26 protein-coding genes are annotated in these 23,233 nt (G+C 61.2%); 13 read left to right on the top strand and 13 right to left on the bottom strand.

The window, feature by feature from the left end; all coding sequences use genetic code 11:
- Positions 1 to 4 precede the first annotated feature (4 nt).
- Both AC2GXZ_RS06610 and arsC read left to right on the top strand, forming a co-directional pair.
- The gene (locus AC2GXZ_RS06610) at positions 5 to 907 is read left to right on the top strand and encodes a dihydrodipicolinate synthase family protein (RefSeq protein WP_483758364.1); all 903 of its coding nucleotides are present in this window, start codon (positions 5 to 7) and stop codon (positions 905 to 907) included.
- Positions 908 to 912: 5 nt separating this feature from the next.
- Positions 913 to 1,335 carry an arsenate reductase (glutaredoxin) gene (gene arsC, locus AC2GXZ_RS06615; RefSeq protein WP_483758365.1) on the top strand — a complete coding sequence of 141 codons (423 nt, stop codon included), beginning with the start codon at positions 913 to 915 and terminating at the stop codon, positions 1,333 to 1,335.
- Positions 1,336 to 1,338: 3 nt separating this feature from the next.
- Here arsC and AC2GXZ_RS06620 read toward each other — a convergent pair whose 3' ends face one another.
- Entirely contained in the window at positions 1,339 to 2,814 is a 1,476-nt protein-coding gene (locus AC2GXZ_RS06620) for a protein adenylyltransferase SelO (protein WP_483758366.1), read from the bottom strand.
- Positions 2,815 to 2,966: 152 nt separating this feature from the next.
- Here AC2GXZ_RS06620 and AC2GXZ_RS06625 point away from each other — a divergent pair, with 152 nt between their 5' ends.
- Together AC2GXZ_RS06625 and AC2GXZ_RS06630 are read left to right on the top strand one after the other, a co-directional pair.
- A complete protein-coding gene (locus tag AC2GXZ_RS06625; protein ID WP_483758367.1) occupies positions 2,967 to 3,311 on the top strand; it encodes a hypothetical protein in 345 nt (114 codons plus the stop codon).
- Between the two features lie 201 nt (positions 3,312 to 3,512).
- Positions 3,513 to 3,680, top strand: a complete 168-nt coding sequence (locus tag AC2GXZ_RS06630) for a Thivi_2564 family membrane protein (protein WP_162706419.1) — start codon at positions 3,513 to 3,515, stop codon at positions 3,678 to 3,680.
- A 140-nt stretch (positions 3,681 to 3,820) separates the two neighbouring features.
- Here AC2GXZ_RS06630 and AC2GXZ_RS06635 read toward each other — a convergent pair whose 3' ends face one another.
- The 3 genes from AC2GXZ_RS06635 to AC2GXZ_RS06645 all read right to left on the bottom strand — a co-directional run bounded on the left by AC2GXZ_RS06635 (position 3,821) and on the right by AC2GXZ_RS06645 (position 5,728).
- On the bottom strand, positions 3,821 to 4,045 hold the full coding sequence (locus AC2GXZ_RS06635) for a hypothetical protein (protein WP_483758368.1): 225 nt from the start codon (positions 4,043 to 4,045) through the stop codon (positions 3,821 to 3,823).
- 95 nt (positions 4,046 to 4,140) lie between these two features.
- Complete coding sequence (locus tag AC2GXZ_RS06640; protein WP_483758369.1) at positions 4,141 to 5,361, bottom strand: pilus assembly protein TadG-related protein; 1,221 nt, start codon at positions 5,359 to 5,361, stop codon at positions 4,141 to 4,143.
- A gap of 178 nt (positions 5,362 to 5,539) precedes the next feature.
- Positions 5,540 to 5,728 carry a hypothetical protein gene (locus AC2GXZ_RS06645; protein ID WP_483758370.1) on the bottom strand — a complete coding sequence of 63 codons (189 nt, stop codon included), beginning with the start codon at positions 5,726 to 5,728 and terminating at the stop codon, positions 5,540 to 5,542.
- Positions 5,729 to 6,298: 570 nt separating this feature from the next.
- Between AC2GXZ_RS06645 and AC2GXZ_RS06650 the strand changes: the two genes are divergently transcribed.
- Positions 6,299 to 7,567: a hypothetical protein gene (locus AC2GXZ_RS06650; RefSeq protein WP_483758371.1), complete on the top strand. Its 1,269-nt coding sequence runs from the start codon at positions 6,299 to 6,301 to the stop codon at positions 7,565 to 7,567.
- Positions 7,568 to 7,723: 156 nt separating this feature from the next.
- On the top strand, positions 7,724 to 8,470 hold the full coding sequence (locus AC2GXZ_RS06655) for an FkbM family methyltransferase (RefSeq protein WP_483758372.1): 747 nt from the start codon (positions 7,724 to 7,726) through the stop codon (positions 8,468 to 8,470).
- Between the two features lie 53 nt (positions 8,471 to 8,523).
- Here AC2GXZ_RS06655 and AC2GXZ_RS06660 read toward each other — a convergent pair whose 3' ends face one another.
- The gene (locus AC2GXZ_RS06660) at positions 8,524 to 9,855 is read right to left on the bottom strand and encodes an aspartate aminotransferase family protein (protein ID WP_483758373.1); all 1,332 of its coding nucleotides are present in this window, start codon (positions 9,853 to 9,855) and stop codon (positions 8,524 to 8,526) included.
- A gap of 112 nt (positions 9,856 to 9,967) precedes the next feature.
- Between AC2GXZ_RS06660 and AC2GXZ_RS06665 the strand changes: the two genes are divergently transcribed.
- Positions 9,968 to 10,837, top strand: a complete 870-nt coding sequence (locus AC2GXZ_RS06665) for a LysR family transcriptional regulator (protein ID WP_483759368.1) — start codon at positions 9,968 to 9,970, stop codon at positions 10,835 to 10,837.
- A 6-nt stretch (positions 10,838 to 10,843) separates the two neighbouring features.
- Here the strand turns inward: AC2GXZ_RS06665 and AC2GXZ_RS06670 are convergent, their stop codons facing one another.
- The 3 genes from AC2GXZ_RS06670 to AC2GXZ_RS06680 form a co-directional block, all read right to left on the bottom strand.
- A complete protein-coding gene (locus AC2GXZ_RS06670) occupies positions 10,844 to 11,779 on the bottom strand; it encodes a GGDEF domain-containing protein (protein WP_483758374.1) in 936 nt (311 codons plus the stop codon).
- Between the two features lie 122 nt (positions 11,780 to 11,901).
- Positions 11,902 to 13,500 carry an EAL domain-containing protein gene (locus AC2GXZ_RS06675; protein WP_483758375.1) on the bottom strand — a complete coding sequence of 533 codons (1,599 nt, stop codon included), beginning with the start codon at positions 13,498 to 13,500 and terminating at the stop codon, positions 11,902 to 11,904.
- 109 nt (positions 13,501 to 13,609) lie between these two features.
- Positions 13,610 to 14,512 carry a LysR family transcriptional regulator gene (locus AC2GXZ_RS06680; protein ID WP_483758376.1) on the bottom strand — a complete coding sequence of 301 codons (903 nt, stop codon included), beginning with the start codon at positions 14,510 to 14,512 and terminating at the stop codon, positions 13,610 to 13,612.
- Between the two features lie 133 nt (positions 14,513 to 14,645).
- On the opposite strand from AC2GXZ_RS06680, the gene AC2GXZ_RS06685 reads away from it, so the two are divergent.
- The 3 genes from AC2GXZ_RS06685 to AC2GXZ_RS06695 all read left to right on the top strand — a co-directional run bounded on the left by AC2GXZ_RS06685 (position 14,646) and on the right by AC2GXZ_RS06695 (position 17,042).
- Complete coding sequence (locus tag AC2GXZ_RS06685) at positions 14,646 to 15,443, top strand: DJ-1/PfpI family protein (RefSeq protein WP_483758377.1); 798 nt, start codon at positions 14,646 to 14,648, stop codon at positions 15,441 to 15,443.
- 254 nt (positions 15,444 to 15,697) lie between these two features.
- The gene (locus AC2GXZ_RS06690) at positions 15,698 to 16,003 is read left to right on the top strand and encodes a putative quinol monooxygenase (protein WP_483758378.1); all 306 of its coding nucleotides are present in this window, start codon (positions 15,698 to 15,700) and stop codon (positions 16,001 to 16,003) included.
- A 31-nt stretch (positions 16,004 to 16,034) separates the two neighbouring features.
- On the top strand, positions 16,035 to 17,042 hold the full coding sequence (locus AC2GXZ_RS06695; RefSeq protein WP_483758379.1) for an aldo/keto reductase: 1,008 nt from the start codon (positions 16,035 to 16,037) through the stop codon (positions 17,040 to 17,042).
- A gap of 103 nt (positions 17,043 to 17,145) precedes the next feature.
- On the opposite strand, the gene AC2GXZ_RS06700 is transcribed toward AC2GXZ_RS06695, so the two are convergent.
- Together AC2GXZ_RS06700 and AC2GXZ_RS06705 are read right to left on the bottom strand one after the other, a co-directional pair.
- Entirely contained in the window at positions 17,146 to 17,355 is a 210-nt protein-coding gene (locus tag AC2GXZ_RS06700; RefSeq protein ID WP_483758380.1) for a hypothetical protein, read from the bottom strand.
- A gap of 171 nt (positions 17,356 to 17,526) precedes the next feature.
- Positions 17,527 to 18,642, bottom strand: a complete 1,116-nt coding sequence (locus tag AC2GXZ_RS06705; protein ID WP_483758381.1) for an MFS transporter — start codon at positions 18,640 to 18,642, stop codon at positions 17,527 to 17,529.
- A 98-nt stretch (positions 18,643 to 18,740) separates the two neighbouring features.
- Here AC2GXZ_RS06705 and AC2GXZ_RS06710 point away from each other — a divergent pair, with 98 nt between their 5' ends.
- A complete protein-coding gene (locus tag AC2GXZ_RS06710) occupies positions 18,741 to 19,325 on the top strand; it encodes a TetR/AcrR family transcriptional regulator (RefSeq protein ID WP_483758382.1) in 585 nt (194 codons plus the stop codon).
- 96 nt (positions 19,326 to 19,421) lie between these two features.
- Here AC2GXZ_RS06710 and AC2GXZ_RS06715 read toward each other — a convergent pair whose 3' ends face one another.
- From AC2GXZ_RS06715 to AC2GXZ_RS06725, 3 genes are all read right to left on the bottom strand, one after another.
- Entirely contained in the window at positions 19,422 to 20,132 is a 711-nt protein-coding gene (locus AC2GXZ_RS06715; protein WP_483758383.1) for a DNA helicase, read from the bottom strand.
- 193 nt (positions 20,133 to 20,325) lie between these two features.
- Positions 20,326 to 20,985 (bottom strand): GntR family transcriptional regulator, encoded by a 660-nt coding sequence (locus AC2GXZ_RS06720; RefSeq protein ID WP_483758384.1) that lies wholly within the window; start codon positions 20,983 to 20,985, stop codon positions 20,326 to 20,328.
- 1 nt (position 20,986) lies between these two features.
- Positions 20,987 to 21,151, bottom strand: a complete 165-nt coding sequence (locus AC2GXZ_RS06725) for a hypothetical protein (protein WP_483758385.1) — start codon at positions 21,149 to 21,151, stop codon at positions 20,987 to 20,989.
- A 175-nt stretch (positions 21,152 to 21,326) separates the two neighbouring features.
- Here AC2GXZ_RS06725 and AC2GXZ_RS06730 point away from each other — a divergent pair, with 175 nt between their 5' ends.
- Together AC2GXZ_RS06730 and AC2GXZ_RS06735 are read left to right on the top strand one after the other, a co-directional pair.
- A complete protein-coding gene (locus tag AC2GXZ_RS06730) occupies positions 21,327 to 21,956 on the top strand; it encodes a TRAP transporter small permease (protein ID WP_483758386.1) in 630 nt (209 codons plus the stop codon).
- Positions 21,956 to 23,224: a TRAP transporter large permease gene (locus tag AC2GXZ_RS06735; RefSeq protein ID WP_483758387.1), complete on the top strand. Its 1,269-nt coding sequence runs from the start codon at positions 21,956 to 21,958 to the stop codon at positions 23,222 to 23,224. Before AC2GXZ_RS06730 ends, AC2GXZ_RS06735 begins: the two co-directional genes overlap by 1 nt.
- Positions 23,225 to 23,233 lie beyond the last annotated feature (9 nt).

Below are 23,233 nucleotides of genomic sequence, written 5' to 3' on the forward strand. Positions count from 1 at the left end.
CCTGATGCCTGTCACTGCTGCTGCCTTTACCGGTCTTTCCGCCTTCCCGATGACACCTGCAGACGAGGCTGGCCGCGTCGATACCGATGCGCTGCAGCGCCTTCTGACACGCATCGTCGAGGCCGGCACGGGTTCTATCGGGCTGCTCGGCAGCACCGGCACCTACATGTATCTGTCGCGGGAAGAGCGTCGCCGGGCAATCACCGCCGCGGTCGAATGTGTCGGCGGCAGGTTGCCGCTGATCGTCGGCGTCGGCACGCTGCGCACCGATGATGCCGCAGCACTTGCCCGCGATGCGCAATCCGTCGGCGCCGATGCGCTGCTGCTTGCGCCGGTCTCCTACACACCGCTCACCGAAGAAGAGGCTTTTCGCCATTTCGAGGCCGTGGCATCGGCGACCGACTTGCCGCTGTCGATCTACAACAACCCGTCAACGACGCATTTTTCCTTCAGCGAGGCGTTGATCCAGCGGCTTGCCGGCCTTGCCAATATCAGCGCGGTGAAGATGCCGCTGCCGAAGGACGGTGATTTCAGCGGCGAGATCGCCCGGCTGAGATCCGTCGCGCCGGCCAATTTCGCCATCGGCTATAGCGGCGACTGGGGTTGCGCCGAAGCCCTGCTTGCCGGCGCGGATTGCTGGTACAGCGTCGTGGCCGGCCTGCTGCCGAAACCGGCGCTTGCGCTCGCCCAAGCAGCGATTGCCGGCGACAAGGCGGAAGTCGCCCGCCTCGACGGTCTGTTTGCACCGCTCTGGACGCTGTTCAAGACGCATGGAAGCCTCAGGGTCGTTTATACCGCCGCCGAGATGCTCGGGCTTTCGACCGCCAAGCCGCCCCGCCCGATCCTGCCGCTCGGCCAGGAGGTCATTCCCGCTATCGAAGCCGCAATTGCCGGGCTGGAGGCGTAAGGAATTTGGACGTCACCATCTATCACAATCCGGCCTGCGGCACGTCGCGCAACACGCTGGCGCTGATCCGCAATGCCGGCATCGAGCCGACCGTCATCGAGTACCTGAAGACGCCGCCATCGCACGATGAGCTCGTGGCGATGGTCGCGGATGCCGGCCTCACCTTGCGTCAGGCGATCCGCGAAAAGGGCACGCCCTATGCGGAGCTCGGGCTTGCCGATCCGTCGCTGTCGGACGATGCGCTTGTCGAGGCGATGCTGAAAAACCCGATCCTGATCAATCGGCCGTTCGTCGTCAGCCCGCTCGGAACCCGACTGGCACGGCCCTCCGAACTCGTCCTCGATATCCTGCCGGACAGCCACAAGGGACCGTTTTCCAAGGAGGACGGCGAAGCGGTCATCGATGCGGACGGGCGCCGCCTGCGCTGACTTTCACGTGCCGCAGAATGTCCGGGTCACCCGTTCATCCTGGGTCGGCGGGGTCATGAAGTCGGCAAATTCCGGACGCTCCTCGTATGGATGTTCAAGCGCTTCGAGCAGGCGCTCGAAAAAGGAGAGATCGCCGTGATTGGCCGCCGAAATCGCTTCCTGGATGCGGTGGTTGCGCGGGATGATCGCCGGGTTGACGGCACGCATGGCAACCGCCCTGCCGGCATCGAATGCGGTTTCCGCGGCCAGCCGCGTTCGCCAGGACGCCAACCATTCCAAGGCCTTTTCAGGAGCGGCGAACTGCGCCAGGAACCCTTCGTCCCGGCCTTCCGCCGCTTCGGCCAATGCCCTGAAAACAAGGGTGAAATCGGCCTCGTCCTGCTGCATTGCCGAGAGAAGGTCCTGGACCAGCTGGGCATCGCCATCCGCCTCTGTCCGCAGCCCGATCTTGGCGCGGAACACGGCGATCCAGGCGCTCTGGAACCGTTCGCCGAATTGCTGCAGCACCGTATTGGCGATGTCGACCGCCTTGTCCTGATCCTCGTCGATGATCGGCACCAGGCATTCGGCAAGCCTTGCGATATTCCACTGGCCGATGCCCGGCTGGTTGCGATAGGCGTAACGGCCGCCCTGGTCGATCGAGGAAAACACCTTCATCTGGTGGTATTCGTCGAGAAAGGCGCAAGGGCCGAAATCGATCGTCTCGCCGGAAATCGTCATGTTGTCGGTGTTCATCACGCCATGGACGAAACCGACGCCGAGCCAGCGGGCAATCAGGTCCGCCTGGCGGAAGGCCACCGCCTGCAGCAGCGACGCGTAGGGATTTTCCGCACCCTTCAGCTCGGGATAGTGGCGGTCGATGACATAGTCGGCAAGCGTCCGCACTCCGTCGATATCGCCGCGGGCGGCAAAAAACTGGAACGTGCCGACGCGTACATGGCTTGCTGCGACGCGGACGAAAACCGCCCCCTGCTCCACCGTCTCGCGAAAAACCTGTTCGCCGGTGGCAACCGCTGCCAGCGCCCGTGTCGCCGGTATGCCGAGCGAAAACATCGCTTCCGACACGATATATTCCCTCAGCACCGGCCCGAGTGCCGCACGGCCATCCCCGCGCCTTGAAAACGGCGTGGGGCCTGCCCCCTTCAGCTGGATGTCGCGGCGCATGCCGCGGGCATCGACCATTTCGCCGAGCAGGATCGCCCTGCCATCGCCGAGCTGAGGCACAAAATTGCCGAACTGGTGGCCGGCATAGGCCATGGCAAGCGGCATGGCGCCCTGCGGCACGACATTGCCCGCAAGGGTGGCCGCCAGACGTCCGGCGTCAACAACGGCCGGATCGGAAAAATCCGCTTCGACGCCCAGATCCTTCGCCAAAGCCTCGTTAAATTTCAAAAGCTTCGGCCCGTCGACCGGCTCGGGATAAACGGAGGCAAAAAACCTGTCGGGCAGGCGTGCATAGGAATTGTCAAAGCGGAACAAGGGCTGCCTCCATCGGGGCGATAATCGTCATGCCCAATATGGGATATTGCGACCGGCGAACAAGCACCGACATCCTCCCCCATTCGGGGGAAGCCGCCTCGCCGGCGGCCTGCTAGCCATTCCAATGTTCACATCACAGCCAAGGGGGCACCATGTTGGTAAGACGTGCATTGATTTCCATTTCCCTTCTCTCCGCAGCAACCCTGTTTGTCGCGCCGATGGCGTCGGCCGCCGATTTTGCCTGGGACGGCACATGGAGCGGCAAGGCCGCCAACGGCCGCAGCACGGTGATCAAGATCGCCAAGGGCAAGGTCCTGTCTTGGTCGTCGAACGGCCAGTCGCAGTCGATCGGCAGTTCCTCGGTCTCCAAGTCGTCGGTATCGATCACCCATGCCGAAGGCGCCAAGGTGACGCTGACGCCGAAGGGCAGCGACACCGTCAACTACAGCTGGCGCGGCACCAACGGATCGTCCTCGGCGACACTGAAAAAGAGCTGAGTACGCAGGTACTTGCATCGAAAGGCTCGCTCAATGCGGGCCTTTTTTTGCGATATTTGCCGCCTTGGCCGGCCGGCGGCTTGTCCAGACGCTACAAACCAGCCGCTATCTTATTGGCACCCCTTTCCTTTTCAGCATCGGCTCATAATTACAGTTTTGTGATCGGCGCAGGACGCGCCGCCAAATACGGAGAATGGGGCTATGGGTTTGTCACTTCTGATCAGCATCCTGATCACCTTCCTGGTGATCGTGCTGGTTCTCTATCTGATCAACATGCTGCCGCTCGATGCAAAGATGCGCCAGATCGCCCGCGTGATCGTCATCATCATCGGCATCATCTCGCTGCTGAAATACCTGGCGGTATTCTGACGCCCGATCCGATCCTTCACCCCGGTGGATCATGCCAGGCTTTCGGCCTGCATGACCCTCCGGGGCGGGGCGGCTTTCACCCTGGGAGACATGAATTTTTCAACCCGTACTGCGCTCTCGACACCGGGTGTCGTCAGAGATCAGGAATTGAGGGTTTTCAGGTGGCTGACGACTTCCGCCTGAGATCGGTCGTCGAGAACCTCGACCTGTTCGCGCCAGAACTGGGCCGCCACATAAGGCTCCTCGTCCCACAGGCGCGTCTCGATTATGTCGTCATCGATCTTGGCAAGCCGCGTTCCGCCCAGCCGGCGATATTCCTGTGCCAGTTCAAGCGCGTGGGTTTTGTGCTCAGATTGGGTCTGCATGGCGGTTCCTTTCCTTCATTCAAAAACACAACATTGCATAACCATTCCGGTTCCCGTGCGAGGTGCGATCGGCCGGATATCGTGTCGAGACGAGGTCAGTTTATCAGCCGGTTGACCGGCTTGATGGCGTTATCGGCAATCGCCTTGAACGAGGCGACAAGCGTATCCATGGTTTCCGGCTGGTAATAATTGGCGTCGCTGGTGGCGCAATATTTGAGCAGAGCCTTGCCGCGGTCGGGTGCCATGAAGGCGATCGTGTAGACCTTGACACCGGCTGCCTTGGCCGCGTCGCATCCATTGCGCACGTTCTGGTCGAGCTTCTGGCTCCAGATCGTGCTGTTGCCGGTCATTTCGCCGTCGGTCATCAGAACCATGATCCGGTCGGAGGTCTTGTTGTTCTTCTTGGCCTGTTCGACGCTCTCGGTATCGGTGCCGTACTGGTTCTTCTGGATATTGGTGGTCGCCGTGGTCACGGCTGCCGTCGCATCGGTGCCGCCGGTCGGGCTCAGCGTCATGGCGCCGACATATTGCCGCGACCCCACCGTGCCCCAGGCCACCGAAGACTGGCCCTTGATGCCGTTCGTATAGGAGATCGTTCCGGTGCGGATAAAACGGGTCGCCGGATCGGACTTGTCGAGTGCATCGAAAAGCGTGGTCGCCGCCTGTTTCAACGCCTCGATCTTGGTCACGTAGGTGGTCTGGTACGACAGGCAGATGTTGAGCAGCATCAGGACACATTTGGTGCCCTTCACCGTCGTCGTGTTGTCGGCCATCGAGCCGGACTCGTCGAGCAGGATGTCCATGGATATGCCGTTGCTGGCCGGCGCCGAGCCGCTTCCCGTGCCGCTACCGGCACCCGAGACCGTATTGCTTGCAGCGGAAACCGCCATGGTCTGCCCGGCAAACATGCCGGTCAGCGGGGTGAGCGTGATATTGGCGAGCGAATTGACGGCCACGACGTAGCTCTTGGCGCCCGTCGATGCATCGGTCTTGGTGGTGATGTCGACGGTGGTGGCGTTCTTGATCGCCGCGATGTCGGTGCTACCCATGTAATTGGCAAGCTGGCCCGCCAGGAAATTCTTTCCAAGCGTCTGGCCGGCCGTCGTATCGGAGCCATTGGCCATCGCCCCGGACACGGCAAGCGCTGCCGCGTCCGTCGCCTCCTGCAATTGCCGCTTGGACAACATCAGGTTGGTGGTGTCGATCGCCAGCCCCGCACCGCCAAGCAGAACCGGCAGGATAAGGGCGGTCATCAATCCGAAATTGCCGGCGCGGTCGAAAACGATGCCGCGATATGATGTGTCGAGGTTTCGCATGGCACGGAAACGGGGGACATCCGTTTTCGTGCCATCCTATATTCATTTATGCTTAATTAGCGCTTTCAACAGATCTGAACCTGTGCAGGAACTGGAAATACCGCCGTCAAGCCACGGAAATAGATCATAACCGGATGCGGCGGAGATCGTGCCGGCGGTTTTCCGCGCGACGAGACCCTCAGGTCACATAGGGTGCGAGTTCCAGCAACTGTTTTTCCTCTCTCACACCGATGCGGTAGAGGTAGACGAGATTGGCCGCAAGCACCTTCGGATCGGCGCCCGCCGATGGAGCCTTTGTCCTAAGCTGCCAATAGACCCTGCGGATCATGAGTATATCCCCGGCTGCAATAATCTGATCGGTCGCCATGCCGCCCTTCCCCAAAAGCATGCCGCCAGTCTCGGCGGTCCTCCCGCAGGGCGTTTGACGTTAATTCCGGCGTCCGATGATCCAATCGGGAACAGCGTGAGCGTCGGCAATTAACGACACATTAACAAATCAATCCGGGGATTTGAAACAAAAGTCAACGAAGACCCAGCCTTCATCAACGTTATAGGTTGAAATATGCTCGAGCTATACTCTTGCCGGCGCCTCAGACACTCTACACCAGATGATAAATCGACAAGTCCTCACCTTCTGCTCTTAGGAAGAGCACCGAGCCTTCGGCCTTTTACCAAGTCTTCTCATTTGTCTCGCCATTTGGGAAAGAAGCGATAGACTGTTTTGGGGTAAGCTCCCGCAATTGATGGCTCACCGCCAAAATGCAGGCACTATTCCGGCCAGAGATCGGCATTGCCCTTGGCTCTTGCCGGAATGACCGCATTGCACTTGCCGGCCGCCTTGTATAACGGCTATCCTGACCTGCAGGAGCGGCCCGGCCTTAACACAACGAGCAGTTCATCGGCCACATGTCCGCTGGACTGAAACAACGGACCTGAAATGGGATATAGCCGCACCGCCGTGGAACCTCTGGAAGAAGCGGAATTTGCGCTTCACAGGGTGCTTACCCATGTGCTTTTGGGCGCGGATCTGCTGTTTGCCTCCCGTCTCTACCGCGTCATCGGCGTCGCCTCTTTGCAGTCGATGCTGCTCGGCGCCTGCGCCGCAACGATCGCCTTCTACTGCCTCTACATCACCGCCCGCGGTCGCATCATCCTGCCGCTGCTTGCCGCCGCCTATGTGGCGCTGGTGATGAACCAGCTGACCGTGTTTGCCGAAAAACTGTGGCTGCCAGTCAATCCGAACACGTTTTTCCAGTTCATCTGGATCCTCTGTTTCATACCCTTTGCCGGTATATGCCTGTCCGGCGGGCGCAGCTACCTGCTCAAATGCCTCGTCGGGTATGGAACCGCCTATTGCGCCTTCTTTGCCGCAGCCTCGGTCTTGCAGATGGCCGGCGCCTTGCCCGGCCAGGTGCTTGCGGCGATCGTGTCGTCGGATGCGGAGCGCGGCGCGCGTATCTTCCTCTATAGCGGCCTTGCCTGCTTCACCTATTTCTACTGGCTGGTGAAGATCTGTACGGCGCTAACCTATCGAAACGCCTTCTTCTTCGGCCTTGCCGCCTCGGCTTCGGTCCTGTCGCTGTCGCGCGTCTATCTGCTTAGCATTTTCTGCCTGACACTGGCATTCCTGCTGAAACCGAAACCCTCAACGATCAGCATCATCTCCCGATCGATCCTGTTTTTTGGCACGCTTTTCGTCATGTCGGGCATGGTGGTGCAATCCTTCAATCCGTACGAGCTTTTTTCCGGCGATACGTCAGGCGCATACAGGGCGATGGAATATGTGATCGTGCGGGAGCATATCATGGCCGATTTCCTCTGGGGTTTCGGCATCTCGCCCGATATCGACCTGACCAAACCCTTCCTCGGCAAATTCCAGATCTTTGCCGGCGATCTTGGTCCTCTCGGCGTCTGGTTCGATTTCGGGCTGACCGGGTTCCTGCTGTTTTTCATCATCCTCTGGCTGTGCTCGAAACCGCAGAGATCGCTGTCGCCCGGTTATGGCTGGCCGCTTTTCCTCACCGGCTGCATGATGGCCACCAATGGCTGGATGGCGCCGCTGGCGATTGCCCCAGGCGGTGCAACGATGACCGCGCTGATCCTCGCCATCGGGCTGACGGCAACCCGGGTACTGCCGGATGGCGGCAAGGCGCGCCGTCTCTGGGGCGTCGGACGTCTGACCGGCTTTGGCGCACGGCAGCGTTGAAATCCCTGATCAACCATCAGGGGAAATTTAAGCGTTCGCCTTAACCCTATGGATAGGCCCGCTTGCGACACTGCGCGGGCCAATCATCTCGGCAGCCTTTACTGTGCCGGTACGGGCGGTGTCTTCAGTCTCAATGCGGCCAGGGGGACGCAAGCGATGCTCAAAGAATTGCGCGTGCAGATATCGAGACGGCTTACATCCCATACCAAGGCGCGGATCCGCACTCGGCTTTATGCGAACGGTCTGCTGACGCCCAAGCCGGTGGAAAGGCTGGTGATGCAGGCGGTGAAGGCCGACGGCGCCGATTATTTCCTGCAGATCGGCGCGCATGACGGCCAATATGCCGATCCGCTCAATCTGGCGGTCAACACGACAAAACTCCGCGGCGTGCTGGTCGAGCCGCACCCGATCTATTTCAACAAGCTGCAAGGCACCTATCGGGCTGTCGACGGCCTGACATTCGTCAATGCCGGCGTCTCGCAAGGTGACGGGCATCTGACGCTTTATACGTTCGATGCCGACGATCCGATCGTTCCCGCCTGGCTGCACGGCTCTTCCAGCTTCAGCCGCGAGGAGGTTGCCAGCCGCGCCCGGCGGGTCCCGGGTGCCGAGGCACATATCCGCGAAATCACCGTGCCGCTGGTCTCGGTCGACAGGCTGATCGAAACCTGTGCCAGACCGCCCGGCATCGTCGTGCTCGATGCCGAAGGTTTCGACGCGATGATCCTGCGGCAGTTCGATTTCAAGGCGCTTGCGCCGACCCTGGTGATCTACGAGTCCGAAGCGATGACGCCGGAAGATGCACAGGACATCGAGACGATGTTTACGGCCGCTTCCTACCGCATCCTGCGGCTCGGGCAGGATACGGTCGCCATTCACAGCCGCTCGAAGCTTGCGGCCTGAGGGCTCGCCCCCGCCGCTCCTTTCGCATTCCTCCGGGTCTTGTCCAAAAAGGCCTATCCTCTTTGGGCCGCCTCGATCGCGTCGGACATGATCTCGACGCCGCGGTCGATCTCGGCGTCGGAGACGGTGAGCGCCGGAGCGATGCGGAAAACGCCGCCCATGCCGGGCAGTTTGACGATGTTCATCGAAAGGCCGCGGAGCATCGCCTCTTCCATGATCCGGGCGCCGAGTTCGAAGCCCGGTGCCTTGGTGTGGCGGTCGGTGACGACTTCCAGCCCGAGAAGCAGGCCGCGGCCGCGTACGTCGCCAACACATTCAAAACGCTGCTGCAGGGACAAAAGCCCGTCCTTGAGGCGCTTGCCGCGGATCACCGCCTGTTCGACAAGCCCGTCGCGGGCGATGACATCGAGAACGCTGACACCGACGGCGGCCGGCAGCGGGTCGGAGACATGGGTCGTGTAGAACAGAAACCCCTTCTGATGGGCCTTTTCCTCGATCTCCGCGCTCACCATCACGGCGGCCAGCGGCAGGCCGGCGCCGAGCGTCTTCGACAGCGTCATGATATCGGGCGTGACGCCGTCGCGCTGGAAGGCGAACATGTTGCCGGTGCGGCCGACGCCGGTCTGGGCCTCGTCGAGGATGAGCAGCATGCCGCGCTCCTCGCATTTCGTCTTGAGTGCCGCGAGATAACCGAGCGGCAGTTCGAGAATACCGCCAGACGACAGGATCGGCTCGGCAATGAAGGCGGCGAGATTGCCGGTCGACTGGTTGTCGATCAGCTGGAACGCGTCATCCAGTTCCGCCTGCCAGTCGTTGGATCCGTCCGGATGCTTGAAGCGCGGACGATAGGCATTCGGCGCCGGGATGACAAAGGAACCGGCCGAGGCCGGGCCATATCCCTTGCGGCCGGCGCTGTAGGTGGCGGATGCGGCAGCACCCGTCATGCCGTGCCAGCTCTGGGCAAAGGCAACGATCTCATGGCCGCCGGTGACGAGCTTCGCCATGCGGATCGCCGCCTCGTTGCTTTCGGCACCGGTGGTCAGGAGCTGTACCCGATCGAGGCCGGGAGCGAGTGCGGCAAGCCTTGTGGCAAGGTCCACGACCGGGCGGGACAACATGCCGGAAAACAGGTGGGCGACCGAAGCCATCTGGCGATTGACGGTCGAGACGATATCCGGATGGGTATGGCCAAGCACGGCGCTCATCTGGCCGGAGGTGAAGTCGAGAATGGCGCGGCCATCGGCATCGTAGACGTAAGAGCCTTCGGCGCGCTCGACGATGATTTCCTCGAAAGCCGGCCCGTAACGGGTCAGGTGCTTGTTCGCATCGGCCCAGAAGGCGGGATCTTCGTTTTGCGAAACGGTCTTGCTTGCGGCATTGTCCATGGCAGCTTTCCCCTTGAATGGTCCTTTATCGAGAAAGTAACAAGCGGCTGGCACCCCGGTCCAATTGATAGTATTTCAATCCGATATCGATTTTTCTGATATCGTTGGCGCCATGCTCGATCTCGACCTCTTGAAGAATTTCGTCACGGTCGCCCGCACCGGATCGATCAGTGCGGCGGCGATGCAGGTGGGGCGCACCCAGTCGGCACTCAGCATGCAGATGCAGCGGCTTGCCGATCAGGTCGGCCAGGCGCTCTTGCAGCGGACCGGCGCGGGCGTGCGGCTGACGGCCGCCGGCGAGCGGCTGCGCGTGCATGCCGAAGCGCTGATCGGCCGGCATGACGAAATTCTCGCCGATATGAGCGGTGCGACGCTGAAGGGTTCGGTCAGCCTCGGTTGCCCGGAAGATTATTCAATCGCCTTCCTGCCGGAATTGCTGAAAGGATTTTGCGCCATCCATCCGGAGGTGGAGTTGCGGATGGTCTGCGCCCCGACGATCGGGCTGAGACCCCTCCTCCACCGGCGGCAGATCGACATGGCGCTGGTCTCGCTTGCCGATGCCGAACAAGTCGATGTCATCCGCCGCGAGCGTTTCGTCTGGGTAGCAGACCGGCCTCAACCGAACGTGCTCGACAGCGAGATCCTGCCCTTGGCGCTGTCGGCGCCTGCGACGCTCGACCACCGGGCTGCCTGCGATGCGATGGAGGCGGTCAATCGCCGCTACCGGGTGGCATTTGCCAGTGACAGCCTTGCCGGGCTGGTGGCGATCGCAAGGTCGGGGCACGCGATCAGCGTGTTGACCGAAACCGCCGTGCCGGCCGACCTGCATATCGTCGCGCAAGGCCTGCCGCCCCTGCCGACGATCGGCATCGCACTGGAATTTTCGCACAATCGCCCGTCCTCCGCCGCCGCCATGCTGGGCGAACATATCCGCGCGGTCCTGCCTTCGCTTGGCGAGATGCCGTCGACAGAACGGCTTTGAGCGGGATCAGCCGAGCCGGGCCTCAGGATCGATGCTGATCTGGTCGCGACCGCGCATTTTGGCGGCGTAAAGCGCAAGGTCGGCGCGGCGGTAGATATCGTCTGCCTTTTCGCCGCCATCGGCGCAGGCAATACCGGCGGAAAATGTGTAGCGGAAGCTCAGCTGGTCGGGCACCGGCCGCGACAGCCGGACCGCATCAAGCATGCGGCCGACGATAATTTCGGCTTGCTGCGGCAGGGTGCCGGGCAGGATGAGGACAAATTCCTCGCCGCCGACGCGGCCGAGCACATCAGTCTTGCGCACATGCCGCTGCAGCGTGGCGGTGAAATCCCTGAGCACCGCATCCCCCACCGAATGACCGAAGCGGTCGTTGATATATTTGAAATTGTCGATGTCGAGCACGGCAACCGAACCAAGATGGCCGGACGGGTCGGCCCGCATCGCGAGCAGATCGTTGAGCTTGGCCATGACGAAACGGCGGCTCGGCACGCCGGTCAGCTCGTCGGTCTGGGCCGCCTTGATCGCCTCGTCGCGGTCCTGCCTGAGGGTTCGTTCGTCGGAGCGGATCGAGGTGATGTCGCTTGCAACGCAGAGCATCCAGCCATCGGCCTGCATGGTCTCCGTCATCCACAGCCAGCGGCCGTCGTGAAGGTCGGTCTCGAAGGCGCGAAAACCGGCCTTGCCGCGCCGTGACACGGTGGAGGCAAGCCAGGCTTCGAAATCGGCGGCCTTGATGACCGTGCCGCGCCCGGCGTGGAAATTGCGGCGCATCAGGTCCGGCCAGAGCGGATATTCGTCTTCGTCGATGAACCAAGCCGCGCGAAACGCCTGATTGGCGTAACGCAGCCTGTCGTCAGGGTCATAGACCGCCACGAGCACGCCCGCCATTTCCATCAGCCGTGCCGCCTGCAGCATGCTTTGTCTGTCGTCCAAGGCCTTCATGTCCTTAGAAATTCCTGTTGCGCCCTATCTAACCACGACGTGTGAAGGATAGGTTAGAAGAATTGCATCAACCCTATGAAACGTGAGGTCTTTCAGGCGTCCAGGCCGGGTGTCCGGCGCTTTCAGGCCGCCGGCTGGAGAACTTCCGGGGCGGCGCCGAACTGTTGCTTCGACCGGCGCTGAAAGGCGATGAAATCATCCGCTTCCAGCGCCTTGGAAAACAGCCAGCCCTGGCCGAGGTCGACGCCCTTGTCGCGCAGATAGGCCGCCTGCTCCTCCGTCTCGATGCCTTCGGCGACGGTGAACAGGCCGAGCCCCCTGGCCATGCCGATGATATGGGCGGTCACCGAGCTGGTGGCGGTGGCCCTGCCGATCGTATCGATGAAGGATTTGTCGATCTTCAGCGCATCCGTCGGCAGGCCCTCCAGATATTGCAGGCTGGAATAACCGGTGCCGAAATCGTCGATGGCGACGGAGTGTCCGACAGCGCGCGCCCGCGCCAGGGTCTGTCGTGCGGCGTCGATATCGATGAAGCCGCGTTCGGTCGCCTCCAGGCAGATCTGGTTGTTGCGGATGCCGGTGCCTTGAAGCTTCGTGGCGATCATGTCGAGGAAACGACCGGTGCGGATATCGTCGGCACTCAAGTTGACGGCCACATGCAATCCGCGATCCTGAACCAGCAGAGGTCCAAGATCACGAACCACCGCCTCGCAGACCTGATCGGTGATCGGCCGGATCAGTCCGGTTTCCTCGGCGAGCGGAATGAAGAGGTCGGGCCGCACCAGCGAACCATCCGGTCGTTTCCAGCGGACCAGCGCCTCGGCGCCGACGCAGATATTCGTCTTCAATTCGACGATCGGCTGGTAGTGCACGACAAATTCGCGGTTCTGCACGGCAAATTCCAGCTCGGCCCTGGGCGACAGGCGACGCCTCGACATCAGGATCACCAGACCGACGATGAAGACGGCAATGAACAGGCCGGCGGGCAGAAGAAGCACCATTTCACTCCGCAGCCGGCCATAGATCATGCTGACGGGTTCGGTCACCACGGCAACGACACCCTTGCCGGCAACGGATGCATACATGCGGTCGCCATCGACGCCGCGCGGCTCCTTGCCGATATGACGCTGGGCAAACAGCACATCGGCATTGTTTCGGCTGTCGATCAGCTGGCCGCCGACGCCGAGCAGCGCGAGCGAAAGATCTGGTGCAAGGCCGATATCAGTGTAACGCGAGGGCGCCACCAGAACGCTGTGGCTACCGAGATAAAGCGCGGTCATCTTCTTGCCGAGGCTGACGGTCGGCTGCATGCGCAGCGTCATGCCCATGCCTGACGGCGTGGTGTAATCGATGCGAGACTTGGCAATCTCGCCCATGGTTGCGCCCCAGGAGGTGCATTTGAGCGTGTCGTTTTCGAAATAGCCGATTTCGCTGACGGCATCGGTATTGACGGTAAAGATCCGCATCAGCGAGACATGAGCCGACGAGCAGCGGGAGACCTTCGAGGCCTCGATATCGGTCAACACCTGCCGCGCTTCGGAAAAGGTACGCTCCGCCCTTGTAACGGCCATACGGCCTGCCTGATCGAGCGCATCGAGCTGCTTGCCGATGGCAATCTGCCAGGAGGCATAGGCCATGACGGCCAACGGCGCTATCGCCCCCAGGACAGCCAGCAAAGCCCCCAGGGCGATTACTCGTAACCGTCGCGCCCGCATCATCATTCAATCCCCATTCAATGAAGTGACGATACCCCGATTTCGTTAATTCCTGGCGCAGACGTAATGCTAATTTTCGCAATGGTGATGAACCGGCGGCAGTCGCGACCGATGTTCAGCGGGTGATCTCCTTTGCAACCTCGGCAATCAGCGAACGCAGCCAGCGATGCGCCGGATCGTTGCGGTAGCGGACATGCCAGGCCATCTGCACCGGAAACGTGCCCAGATCGACCGGCGGGGCCAGGACCTTCAGGCGTCGGTCCTTGGCGATGCGCCGGCAGATCAGCGTCGGCAAGGTGGTGCAGTAGTCCGTCACCGCGATCAGTTCGGGAATGGCGAGGAAATGGGTGACCGAGACGGCGACGTCGCGCTTCAGTCCCTGGCGTTCCAGCGGCTGGAACAGGCCGGCGCGCAGGCGACCGGGCGGCAGCATGTTGATATGTTTCAGCCGCTCGAACTCTTCGCGCGAAATGCTGTCGCCGATATCCGGATGGTCGGTGCGCAGCACGCAGGCCAGGCCGTCATCCATCAGATGCTGGACCACGACATTGTCCGGCGGGTCGACGAGACGGCCGAGCGCCAGCGCCGTCGTGCCGGAAATCACGCCGGTCTCGACCAGATCGCTGCCGAACGGCGTCAGTTTCAACCGGATGCCGGGCGCCACCTCACCGAGCCTTGCGACCACCGCCGGCACGAGAACGAATTCGACATAATCGTTGGGGGCGATGGTGAACAACCGCTCGGCGCTTGCCGGATCGAATTCCTGCTGGCCGAGGATCACCTCGTCGAGCCTTGCCAGCGCCTCGGCAATCACCGGCGCCATTTCCTCGGCAAGCTGGGTCGGCCGCATGCCGTACCGTTCGCGGATGAACAGCGGATCATGCATGGTCTCGCGCAGCCGGTTGAGGGTGTTGGACAGGGCCGGCTGGGTGATGCCGAGGCGGGTCGCTGCGCGGGTAACATTGCGCTCTTCCATCAGGGCGACAAAGACCGGCAGGAGGTTCAGGTCGTAACGCATTCGAAGAGCGAGCCTATTCAGTTATGCTTCTGGATGCATATCTAGAATAATACAAATAAATTTCCGAAATGTATCGAGGAGGCGCATCGTCTGCCTGTCCAAGAGGGACAACACAGCTCGAAGGAGAGAGACGATGAGCAAGGGCAAGGTACTGATCATCGGGTCCAACGCGACCCGGATCGAAACCAGGGATGGCCGTACCGGTGCAACCGGTCAATATCTCAACGAAACAGTGGTGCCGATGCTGGCACTGATCGATGCCGGCTACGAAGTCGTGCTGGCAACGCCGACCGGCGCAAAGCCGCATATCGACGAAGCCTCCGACAGCGCCGACCATTTCGGCGGCGACGTCAAAGCCTATGAACAGGCGAAGGCCTTCTGGGCCGAGGACCCTTCGATGAATACCGGCCTGACGCTGCGCGGGGCGATCGAACAGGGACTGGACACATTTGACGCGATCTTCGTGCCCGGCGGCCAGGGTCCGGTGGTCGACCTGATGATCGATCCCGACATGGGCGAGATCGCGCGGCATTTCCACGAAAAGGCTAAACCGTCCGCCTATCTGTGCCATGGACCGATGGCAACCGTCGCAGCCATGCCGCATGCCCGCGAATTCCGCTCGGCGCTGATTGCCGGCGATATCGAAAAGGCACGCGAATGGGCCAAGGGCTGGCAATATGCCGGTTATGACATGACCGTGTTTTCCGACACCGAAGAAAAGGTCGTCGAGGAGTATATTCTGCATGCCAAGCTCTATTTCAACATGATCGAGGCACTGACGGCAGCCGGCGGAAAGGTGCACAAGACGGCTGTCGATTTCGACCCTTACGTGATCATTGACCGCGAGCTGATCACCGGCCAGAACCCGAAGTCGGATCACCCGATCGCGGCAGCCCTGATCGCAGCACTCGACCGCAGGGCGGCGGCGTGAAAACTTGTGCTTTCGTGGAAACAATACCCCGCCGGCCGGCCTTCTCGGCATACCCCCTCTGGCCTGCCGGCTGCCGGGGCGGAGCCACGCGTCTCCGCCCGCTCTTCAAGCCCCCACAAGGGGGAGAAGACTTGCGGCAACCTCCGGCCTCGATTGAGCGTAAACGGCGAGGCCAGGTTGAGCCCTCCCCCTTGTGGGGAGGGTTGGGAGGGGGCTTTTATGCAAGTGATGAAGATTGAACGGAGAAATACGGCATGACGCAAGACACCCAAACCGCCAAGATCGTCGCGATCCTCGTTGCGAAGGCAGGCAAGACCGAAGCGCTGCAGGCGCTGCTTGCCGGCATGGCGCCGTCGTGCCGGGCGGAACCGGGCAATCTGCGCTGGGATGTCTGGCGCGATCCGGCGGCGCCCGAGCGTTTCGTGCTCGATGAGCTTTATGTCGACAGCGCAGCGGTTGCCACCCATCGCGAGACGCCCCATTTCAAGGATTACGCGGCGAAGATCGGCGACCTTGCCGAACGCACCGCCTTCGTCCTCGAACCGGCCGATCTCGGCTGATATTTCAACGATTTACAATGAGGAACCGACAATGACGCTGAAGGATATCCTGCCAAGCCGGCTCGGTTTTGGCGCCGCCCCGCTCGGCAACATGTTCCGTGACATTCCCGAAGAGGAAGCGCTCGCCACGGTGAAGGCCGCCTGGGATGACGGCATCCGCTATTATGACAATGCGCCGTTTTACGGCGCGGGGCTTGCCGAAATCCGCATGGGCGAGGCGCTTTCCGGCCGCCCCCGCGACCAATATGTGATCTCGACCAAGGTCGGCCGGGTGATCCTCGACGAGATCGAGGATCTCAGCGCCCGCGAACAGGGCGAAAAGGCCGGTGTGTTTGCCCATGGACGGCCGAACAAGGTCGTCAACGACTATGGTTACGACGCGACGCTGCAATCGATCGAGGACAGTCTGAAACGGCTGAAGACTGACCATATCGAGATCGCCTTCGTGCATGACCTTGCCCAGGATTTCTGGGGCGACCGGTGGCTGGAGAAATTCGAAGAAGCCCGCAATGGCGCCTTCAAGGCGCTCGACCGGCTGCGCGACGAAGGGGTGATCAAGGCCTGGGGGCTGGGCGTCAACAAGGTCGAGCCGATCGAACTGGTGCTCGAACTCGACGAACCGCGGCCGGACGCCTTTCTTCTGGCCGGCCGTTATACGCTGCTCGATCACGACAAGGCGCTGCAAAGGGTGATGCCGATCGTCGCCGAACGAGGTCTTGGTGTCGTTGTCGGCGGGCCCTACAGTTCAGGCGCGCTGGTCGGCGGGCCGAATTTCGAATATGCGCCGGTGACGCCGTGGATGAAGGAGAAGATCGCAAAGATCAAGGCGATCGCCGACCGCCACGGGGTCAGCATGAAGGCTGCCGGCCTGCAATTCTCGCTTGCCAATCCGGCCGTCGCCGCCGTCATTCCGGGCGCCAGTCAGCCGTCGCGCATTGCGGAAGACAGTGCAGCGCTGAAGGAGACGGTGCCTGCCGATTTCTGGCGGGAGCTGCGCGAGGCCGGGCTGGTCAACCCGGCTGCGCCGCTGCCGGTCTAGGCTCAAGCCAACCGATAGATTTGTCCCACGGTCTGCGGAGGACATTATAAATCCAAGGCCCCGGCTGCCACCAGCCGGGGCTTTTTGCGATCCGCTTGCCCGATCAGTCGACCTGCCGGTTTTCCTTGGCGAGCATGATCAGCACGGCACCGAAATAGCCGATCTGCATGAGAAGCAGGGAGGCCGCGCCGAAGCCCAGGCTCCACCACAGTCCATAATCCGAATAAAGACTTGCACCGGCAATCAGGGCCGACATCAGCAGCATTCGCGAGAAGCCGCAGGGTACGTGGAGGTAACGGGGCAGTTTTTCCATGATACGCACCTAGTTAATCAACGATTAATTTAGCACCCTTCCCAGCCCCCTGCATACCTCATTTGAGTGATACGTCGCCGTTCCCGACGTAAAACTGTAGAATAGGATAATTTCGCAACTCTTGCGGCAAAAATATAAGCAAGACTCATGCGTAAAATATACTTGCCGCCGTCATTTTGGTCTCAACAACCGGACAACCACAATTGCAATCAGCGGCATAACGAAAGCAACGCCGAATGTTGCGGTGCGGGATACCGGCACGAGTTCGATGAAAGCTGCCAGAAACTGCCCCAGGAATATCGCCGAGGAAAGATAACCAAGCAGCCGGCCGCGTTCGGCAGCCGGGCTGCGTTCGATGGTCATATGGTTGACCAGCGGGATGGAGAGGCCGAAACCGATACCGAGGACTATCGCCCCGAGCAGCATCAGCGGCACGGAAGTGGTGACCAGGAAAGTCAGATGGGCGGCGGCGTAACAGCAGAAGGCCACGTTCAGGGTTGCCGCCGATCCGTATCTTCTGGTCAGGCGCGGCATGACGAAGGCCGCGGCAACCGCCACCAGCGAGACGAATGACAGGAAATAACCGGTTTCGGCTTCGTCGAACCCCATGCCGGCGAGTTTGCCCGGCAGCAGGATGATGCCGGCGAAAAAGGCGATCATCGAGAAGATCGCTGCGGCATAGACGTCACGCAGCCCGCCAATGGGCGAGCCTTGTTGTGCCTCCACCACCTCTTCCCGCCTGTCGGCAGGCAGGCCGATCAGCGTCAACGGGATCAGCAGCCATGCGATCAGATAGAGAAGGAACGGCCTTTCCCAGCCGGTCGAGGCCAGCAAACCGCCGATCGCCAGGAAAACGACACCGCCAAGTTCGATCGCCATGCCCTGCCGGGCAATCATCGCAAGTCGCTGTTGGCCACCAAACAGCTGGGATATCAGCGTCGTGCCGGCCGCCATCACCATCGCGGTCGCGCCGCCCAGCAGAAAGCGGTTGGCGAATACCGCCGCATAACCGCTCAACAGGGCGCCGCTGAAACCGAAGGCGCCATAAAAAACGAGGCCAACGATCAGCGCGTTGCGGGCGCCGACACGGGCAATCAGCCGACCGACGAGCGGGCCGAAAACGACGACGCCAAGGGATGGAATGGTGACGAGCCAGCTTGCCGCGTCGGCAACGCCCAATCCGGCGGCGACGGCCGGAAGGCCCGGAACGATGACACAACCGACCATGATCGTCAGGCAGGCGGAGAACATCAGCGCGGCGACACCCAGAGGGCCGATCTTGCTCATTCAAAACCCTTTCACAATATTCCATAAAGAGGTGGAGATTTAAATGAAGACTGCAGTCTCATATATTACGAGACTGCAGTATTGCAATAGGAAGAGCCATGAGCGATCAGGATCATGCGGCCGGTCGACCGAGAAATTCGCAGACCGGTCCGGCGCTGCTTGCGGCTGCACGCCGGCTGGTGCTGGAACAGGGTTATGACGCGGTCAGTATCGGGATGATCGCGGCAGAGGCCGGTGTCGGGCGGCAGACACTTTACCGGCGCTGGCCAAGCAAGGCGGAGCTGATACTCGACGCCTTTTTCGACAGCGTGTCGCGCTTCGATGCGCTGGCCGACCTGCCCGTCGACGAGGCGATGGCAAGCTTCCTCAGGAACCTCTTCAAGAACCTTGCGGTCGACGGCCCGGCGATCCGGCACCTGATCGCCTCGGCACAATCCGACGCGCAGTTTCTTGCAGTTTTCAAACAGAACTTCACCAGGCCAAGGGCGGAAATCGCCAAAACCATCCTGACCCGGGGGATCGAGAACAGGGAGATCGCCGATACGGCCGATATCGATACCGCGATTGAAGCGCTGCATGGCGCCTTCTGGTATCGCCTGCTGCAGGACGAACCGCTGGACGATGGTTTTGCCGGACGTCTTGCGCAGTTTGTGATGGCAGGCTGCAGGGTCGGAACAGCGTGAAGGCCGAGGACCGAAGACGGGCAACCACATCGATCGCCCGCCCCCGCTTCGATCCCTTGCGGGAGGCGACTGCCGCTCGCAGGGCAGTCGCGCCGATCAGGCTACATCCTGGAACTGGGCCTCGCCGTTGTGCAGGAAGCACGCCTTGGTGAAAAGTCCCGGATCGACAAGATTTGGGAGACGGATATCCCTTATGTCGGGAAGGGCCTTAGTCTCCGGATCAAACGACCGGTCGATCTGCGAGATGAAGCCGAGCATGATACCGCGCTGGCGGGCGAAATTACCAAGCGCGACAACCTGTTCGGAAAGCACCGGCTTGCTTCTCTGCTGGTCGAGGATCTGCAGGTAATCGACGACGGCGACCGTTCCCCGCCCGCAACCCGACAGGTAGTCGATGATATAATCGGCGCTGATCTCGTCGGAGGTGACGATTTCCAACCCGTCACCGGCTCCGTCCTCGACCTCCAGGGACCGGATATGCCTGCGCGCCTGCTGCTCGGTGAATTCCAGCGTGAAGAAGACTGCCTTGCGACCATTTTTGACGGCTTCCAGCAGAAGCTGTAGTCCAAGCATTGTCTTGCCCTGTCCGGGGCGGCCGGCGACCAGCAAAAGGTCGCCCTCCGCCAGCCGCGAGAGGACCTGCGCAGACAAGCTGCCGGCAGAAATCCTGGCGGACAGCATGCTCCAGCGCGCGAACCCTTCCTCGCGGGCAATCCTGTCCAGGGCCTCGTTCAGCGGGATATCGCTTTTCCTGGCCATCAGTTTGGCGCGGCGTTTCAGTTGAAATACGGGTGCAGAGAGTTTCATCGAAGACCTCTATTGCGAGCTCGTCTGCAACCCCTCCTCATGCGACGCTCGAACAGATGGTTCGATGATCATTCTCGTGCCCTGCATGTCTCATACTTCCCCGAATGGAGGGAGGGAGGCGTGGGCGACGCCTTGAACGACAAGGTAACGGGAGGATCGATTCGTCGCAATGCCTGCCTTTCGCTGCGCCCGCCTATCCCCTGCCCTCGACGACCTTGATCAGGTCCTCGCGGACGGAGCCGATATGGGTGGCGAGGAGTTCGGCGGCCTTTTCGAAACTTCTGGCGCGGACAAGGCCGATCAGTTCGGCATGTTCGAACATCGCTTTCTGCATTGCCGCCTCGCTGGAGAGCTGGAGCCGGGTGTAACGGTCACTGGTCTGCAGCAGCGAAGAAACGATCTGGCGGCTCCTCGGCATCTCGGCTCGGTGATACATGGCCATATGCAAATCGGCATTCAGCCGGCCATAATCGTCGCGCTGGCCGGCGGCAATCGCCCTGACATACTCGGCCTGACGGTCATCGAGTTCGGCCAGATCCTTGTCGTCAAGGATCGGTGCGGATGCCAGAAGCAGGCGCGGCTCCAGCATGATCCTCAAATCGAAGACGTCGTCGATCTCGGCACGCGACAGTTCCGAGACGATCGCGCCCTTTTGCGGCAGTATCCTGACCAGCCCCTCGGCTTCGAGCTGGAACAGCACTTCGCGCACCGGGATGCGGCTGACACCATAGGCTTCCGCCAGGGCATCCTGCCTGAGCTGGGTACCGGCCGCATAATGGCCATTCAGGATGGCCTGCCGGATCTCGCTGATCAACGCGCCTGAAAGCGTCTTGTGTTTTATTTTCAATGCCATGTCAGATCGTCCAGTGAATGGGGCGTACGACGAGGCCGGGTGCTGCATTGAAATCGCTAGCCCGGCCCGAGGCTGCCGGGTCGCCGATAAAAGCCAATTCGCAGGTTCGGCGCAAGAGCCGATCTTCACCGCAACGGCACTCCAAAGACTTGATAATCTTCGACATTATCGGACTCCTCCGGCCCCTCACAACCACAACCACGCATTTCCGATCAGTCCGACCGACCATCGCTTTCCTCCTGCCGGTTTCACCCACCTGGACGCGAAAACCGATGAAATGCCAGTTGACTCTCGAAATGTATAAAATCTACATTATACCCAATAAAGAGGGAACTAAAATTATGACCATTGCCGCATCGCGGCCCGGGGCGCCACCCGTTGCGCCCATCGGGCCCGCACGAGCCATCATTGCTGCCTCCGAAGGCGTCCTTGCCGTCGAAAAACTGCTGGTGGCGGGTTTCATGGTGCTGGTGCTCGGCCTCATCCTGCTCAATGTCGTCACCCGTTATGCCGGCATGCCGCTTTACTGGGTCGATGAGGCGGCAGTCTATGCGATGGTCTGGCTGACTTTTATCGGTGGCTCCGCCCTGACGCGGCTGAGGCTCGATTTCGCCGTGACGCTCCTGAGCGACAGGCTGCAGGCGAAAAATGCCGCGCGACTGCAGTCTTTCGCCACATTGCTGGCCTTCCTGTTTTCGCTCGGACTGGCGATCATGTGCTGGAACTGGATGGATCCGATCGGGATTGCGGCTGCCGGTTTCGACGCGCGCGACTATGCCGGCGAGAGCTTCAACTTCCTCTATACCGAACAGACGCAGACGCTGAACTGGCCGGTCTGGGCGATCAGCCTCGTCGTGCCGCTGTTTGCGTTGACGATGATGATCCACACGGCCGCCAACCTCGTCGAGGAACTCGGTTTTGCGCCAAAGCGGATGCGTCACGCATTCGCCAATGCGGAAGGGGTCAGCTGATGGTCACCACCGCAGCCTTCATGTTCTTCATGCTGGTCGGCGTGCCGATCGGCCTTTGCCTGTGCATGGCCGCCGCCGTCTATATCTGGGCGACCGGCAATACGCTGCTGTTTGCCAGTTTTCCGGTGCAGCTGTTCGGCGGCGTCGACAATTACGGGCTGATCTCCATCCCGCTTTTCGTGCTGATCGGCGAGGTGATGAATGGCGGCGGCATTACCCGCCGGATCATCGACATGACGATGGCCTTTGTCGGCGCGATGAAGGGCGGGCTTGCCTATGTGAACCTGCTCGCCAACATGTTCGTGTCATCGATCCTCGGTTCGGCCACTGCACAGGTCGCCATCATGGCGCAGATGATGGTGCCGGAGATGGAAAAGAAGGGCTATGACAAGACATTTGCGGCAGGGCTTACCGCCTATGCCGGCATGCTCGGGCCGATCATTCCGCCATCGATCATGTTCGTCGTCTATTCGGTTCTGGCGCAGGTGCCGGTGAGCGACATGCTGACCGCCGGCATGCTGCCGGGCATTCTTCTCACCGCGATCTTCTGCGTCGTCATCGCCGGCATGGGCTGGTTCTGCTACGATTATCCGCGCGGCGACGTGATGACCCTCAAGCAGCGCGGCCGCATCGTGCTCGGCGCATTGCCGACGCTGTCCATCCCGATCATCATCGTCGGCTCGATCATGGCCGGCATTGCCAATGCCACGGAGGCCGCGGCCGTCGGTGTCGTTGCCGCGGTTCTCGTCGGTCGCTACTGGATCGGTGATCTCAAATTTGCCGACCTGCCGCTGATGTTCCTCAAGGCGGGCATCTATTCCGCCGTGGTGCTGCTGCTGGTGGCGGCTGCCGCCGTGTTTTCCTGGGTTCTGGTCTACGGCATGGTGCCGCAGAAAGTGGCCGGCTGGGTGCAGACGATTGCATCCGATCCGATCACCTTCATGCTGCTCGTCAACATCATCCTGCTGGTCATCGGCACGGTGATCGACGGCGCACCGGGGCTGATCATGACGGTGCCGATCCTGCTGCCGATCGCAACCGACGTCTACGGTATCGACCCGATCCATTTCGGCGTCGTCGTCACCGTCAACCTCGTGCTCGGCTTCCTGTCGCCGCCGGTGGGCCTGTGCTTCTTCGTCGCCTCGGCGGTGACGGGGGCGAAACCGGGCAAGATGTTCATCGTCACCCTGCCCTTCTTCTTCGCGTCCTGCGTGCTGCTGGTGCTTCTGTCGATTTTCCCGATCCTGTCGACCTTCTTCGTCAAATAACTGCCATCA

The sequence above is a fragment of the Aliirhizobium sp. YIM B11859 genome (genome assembly GCF_057163345.1).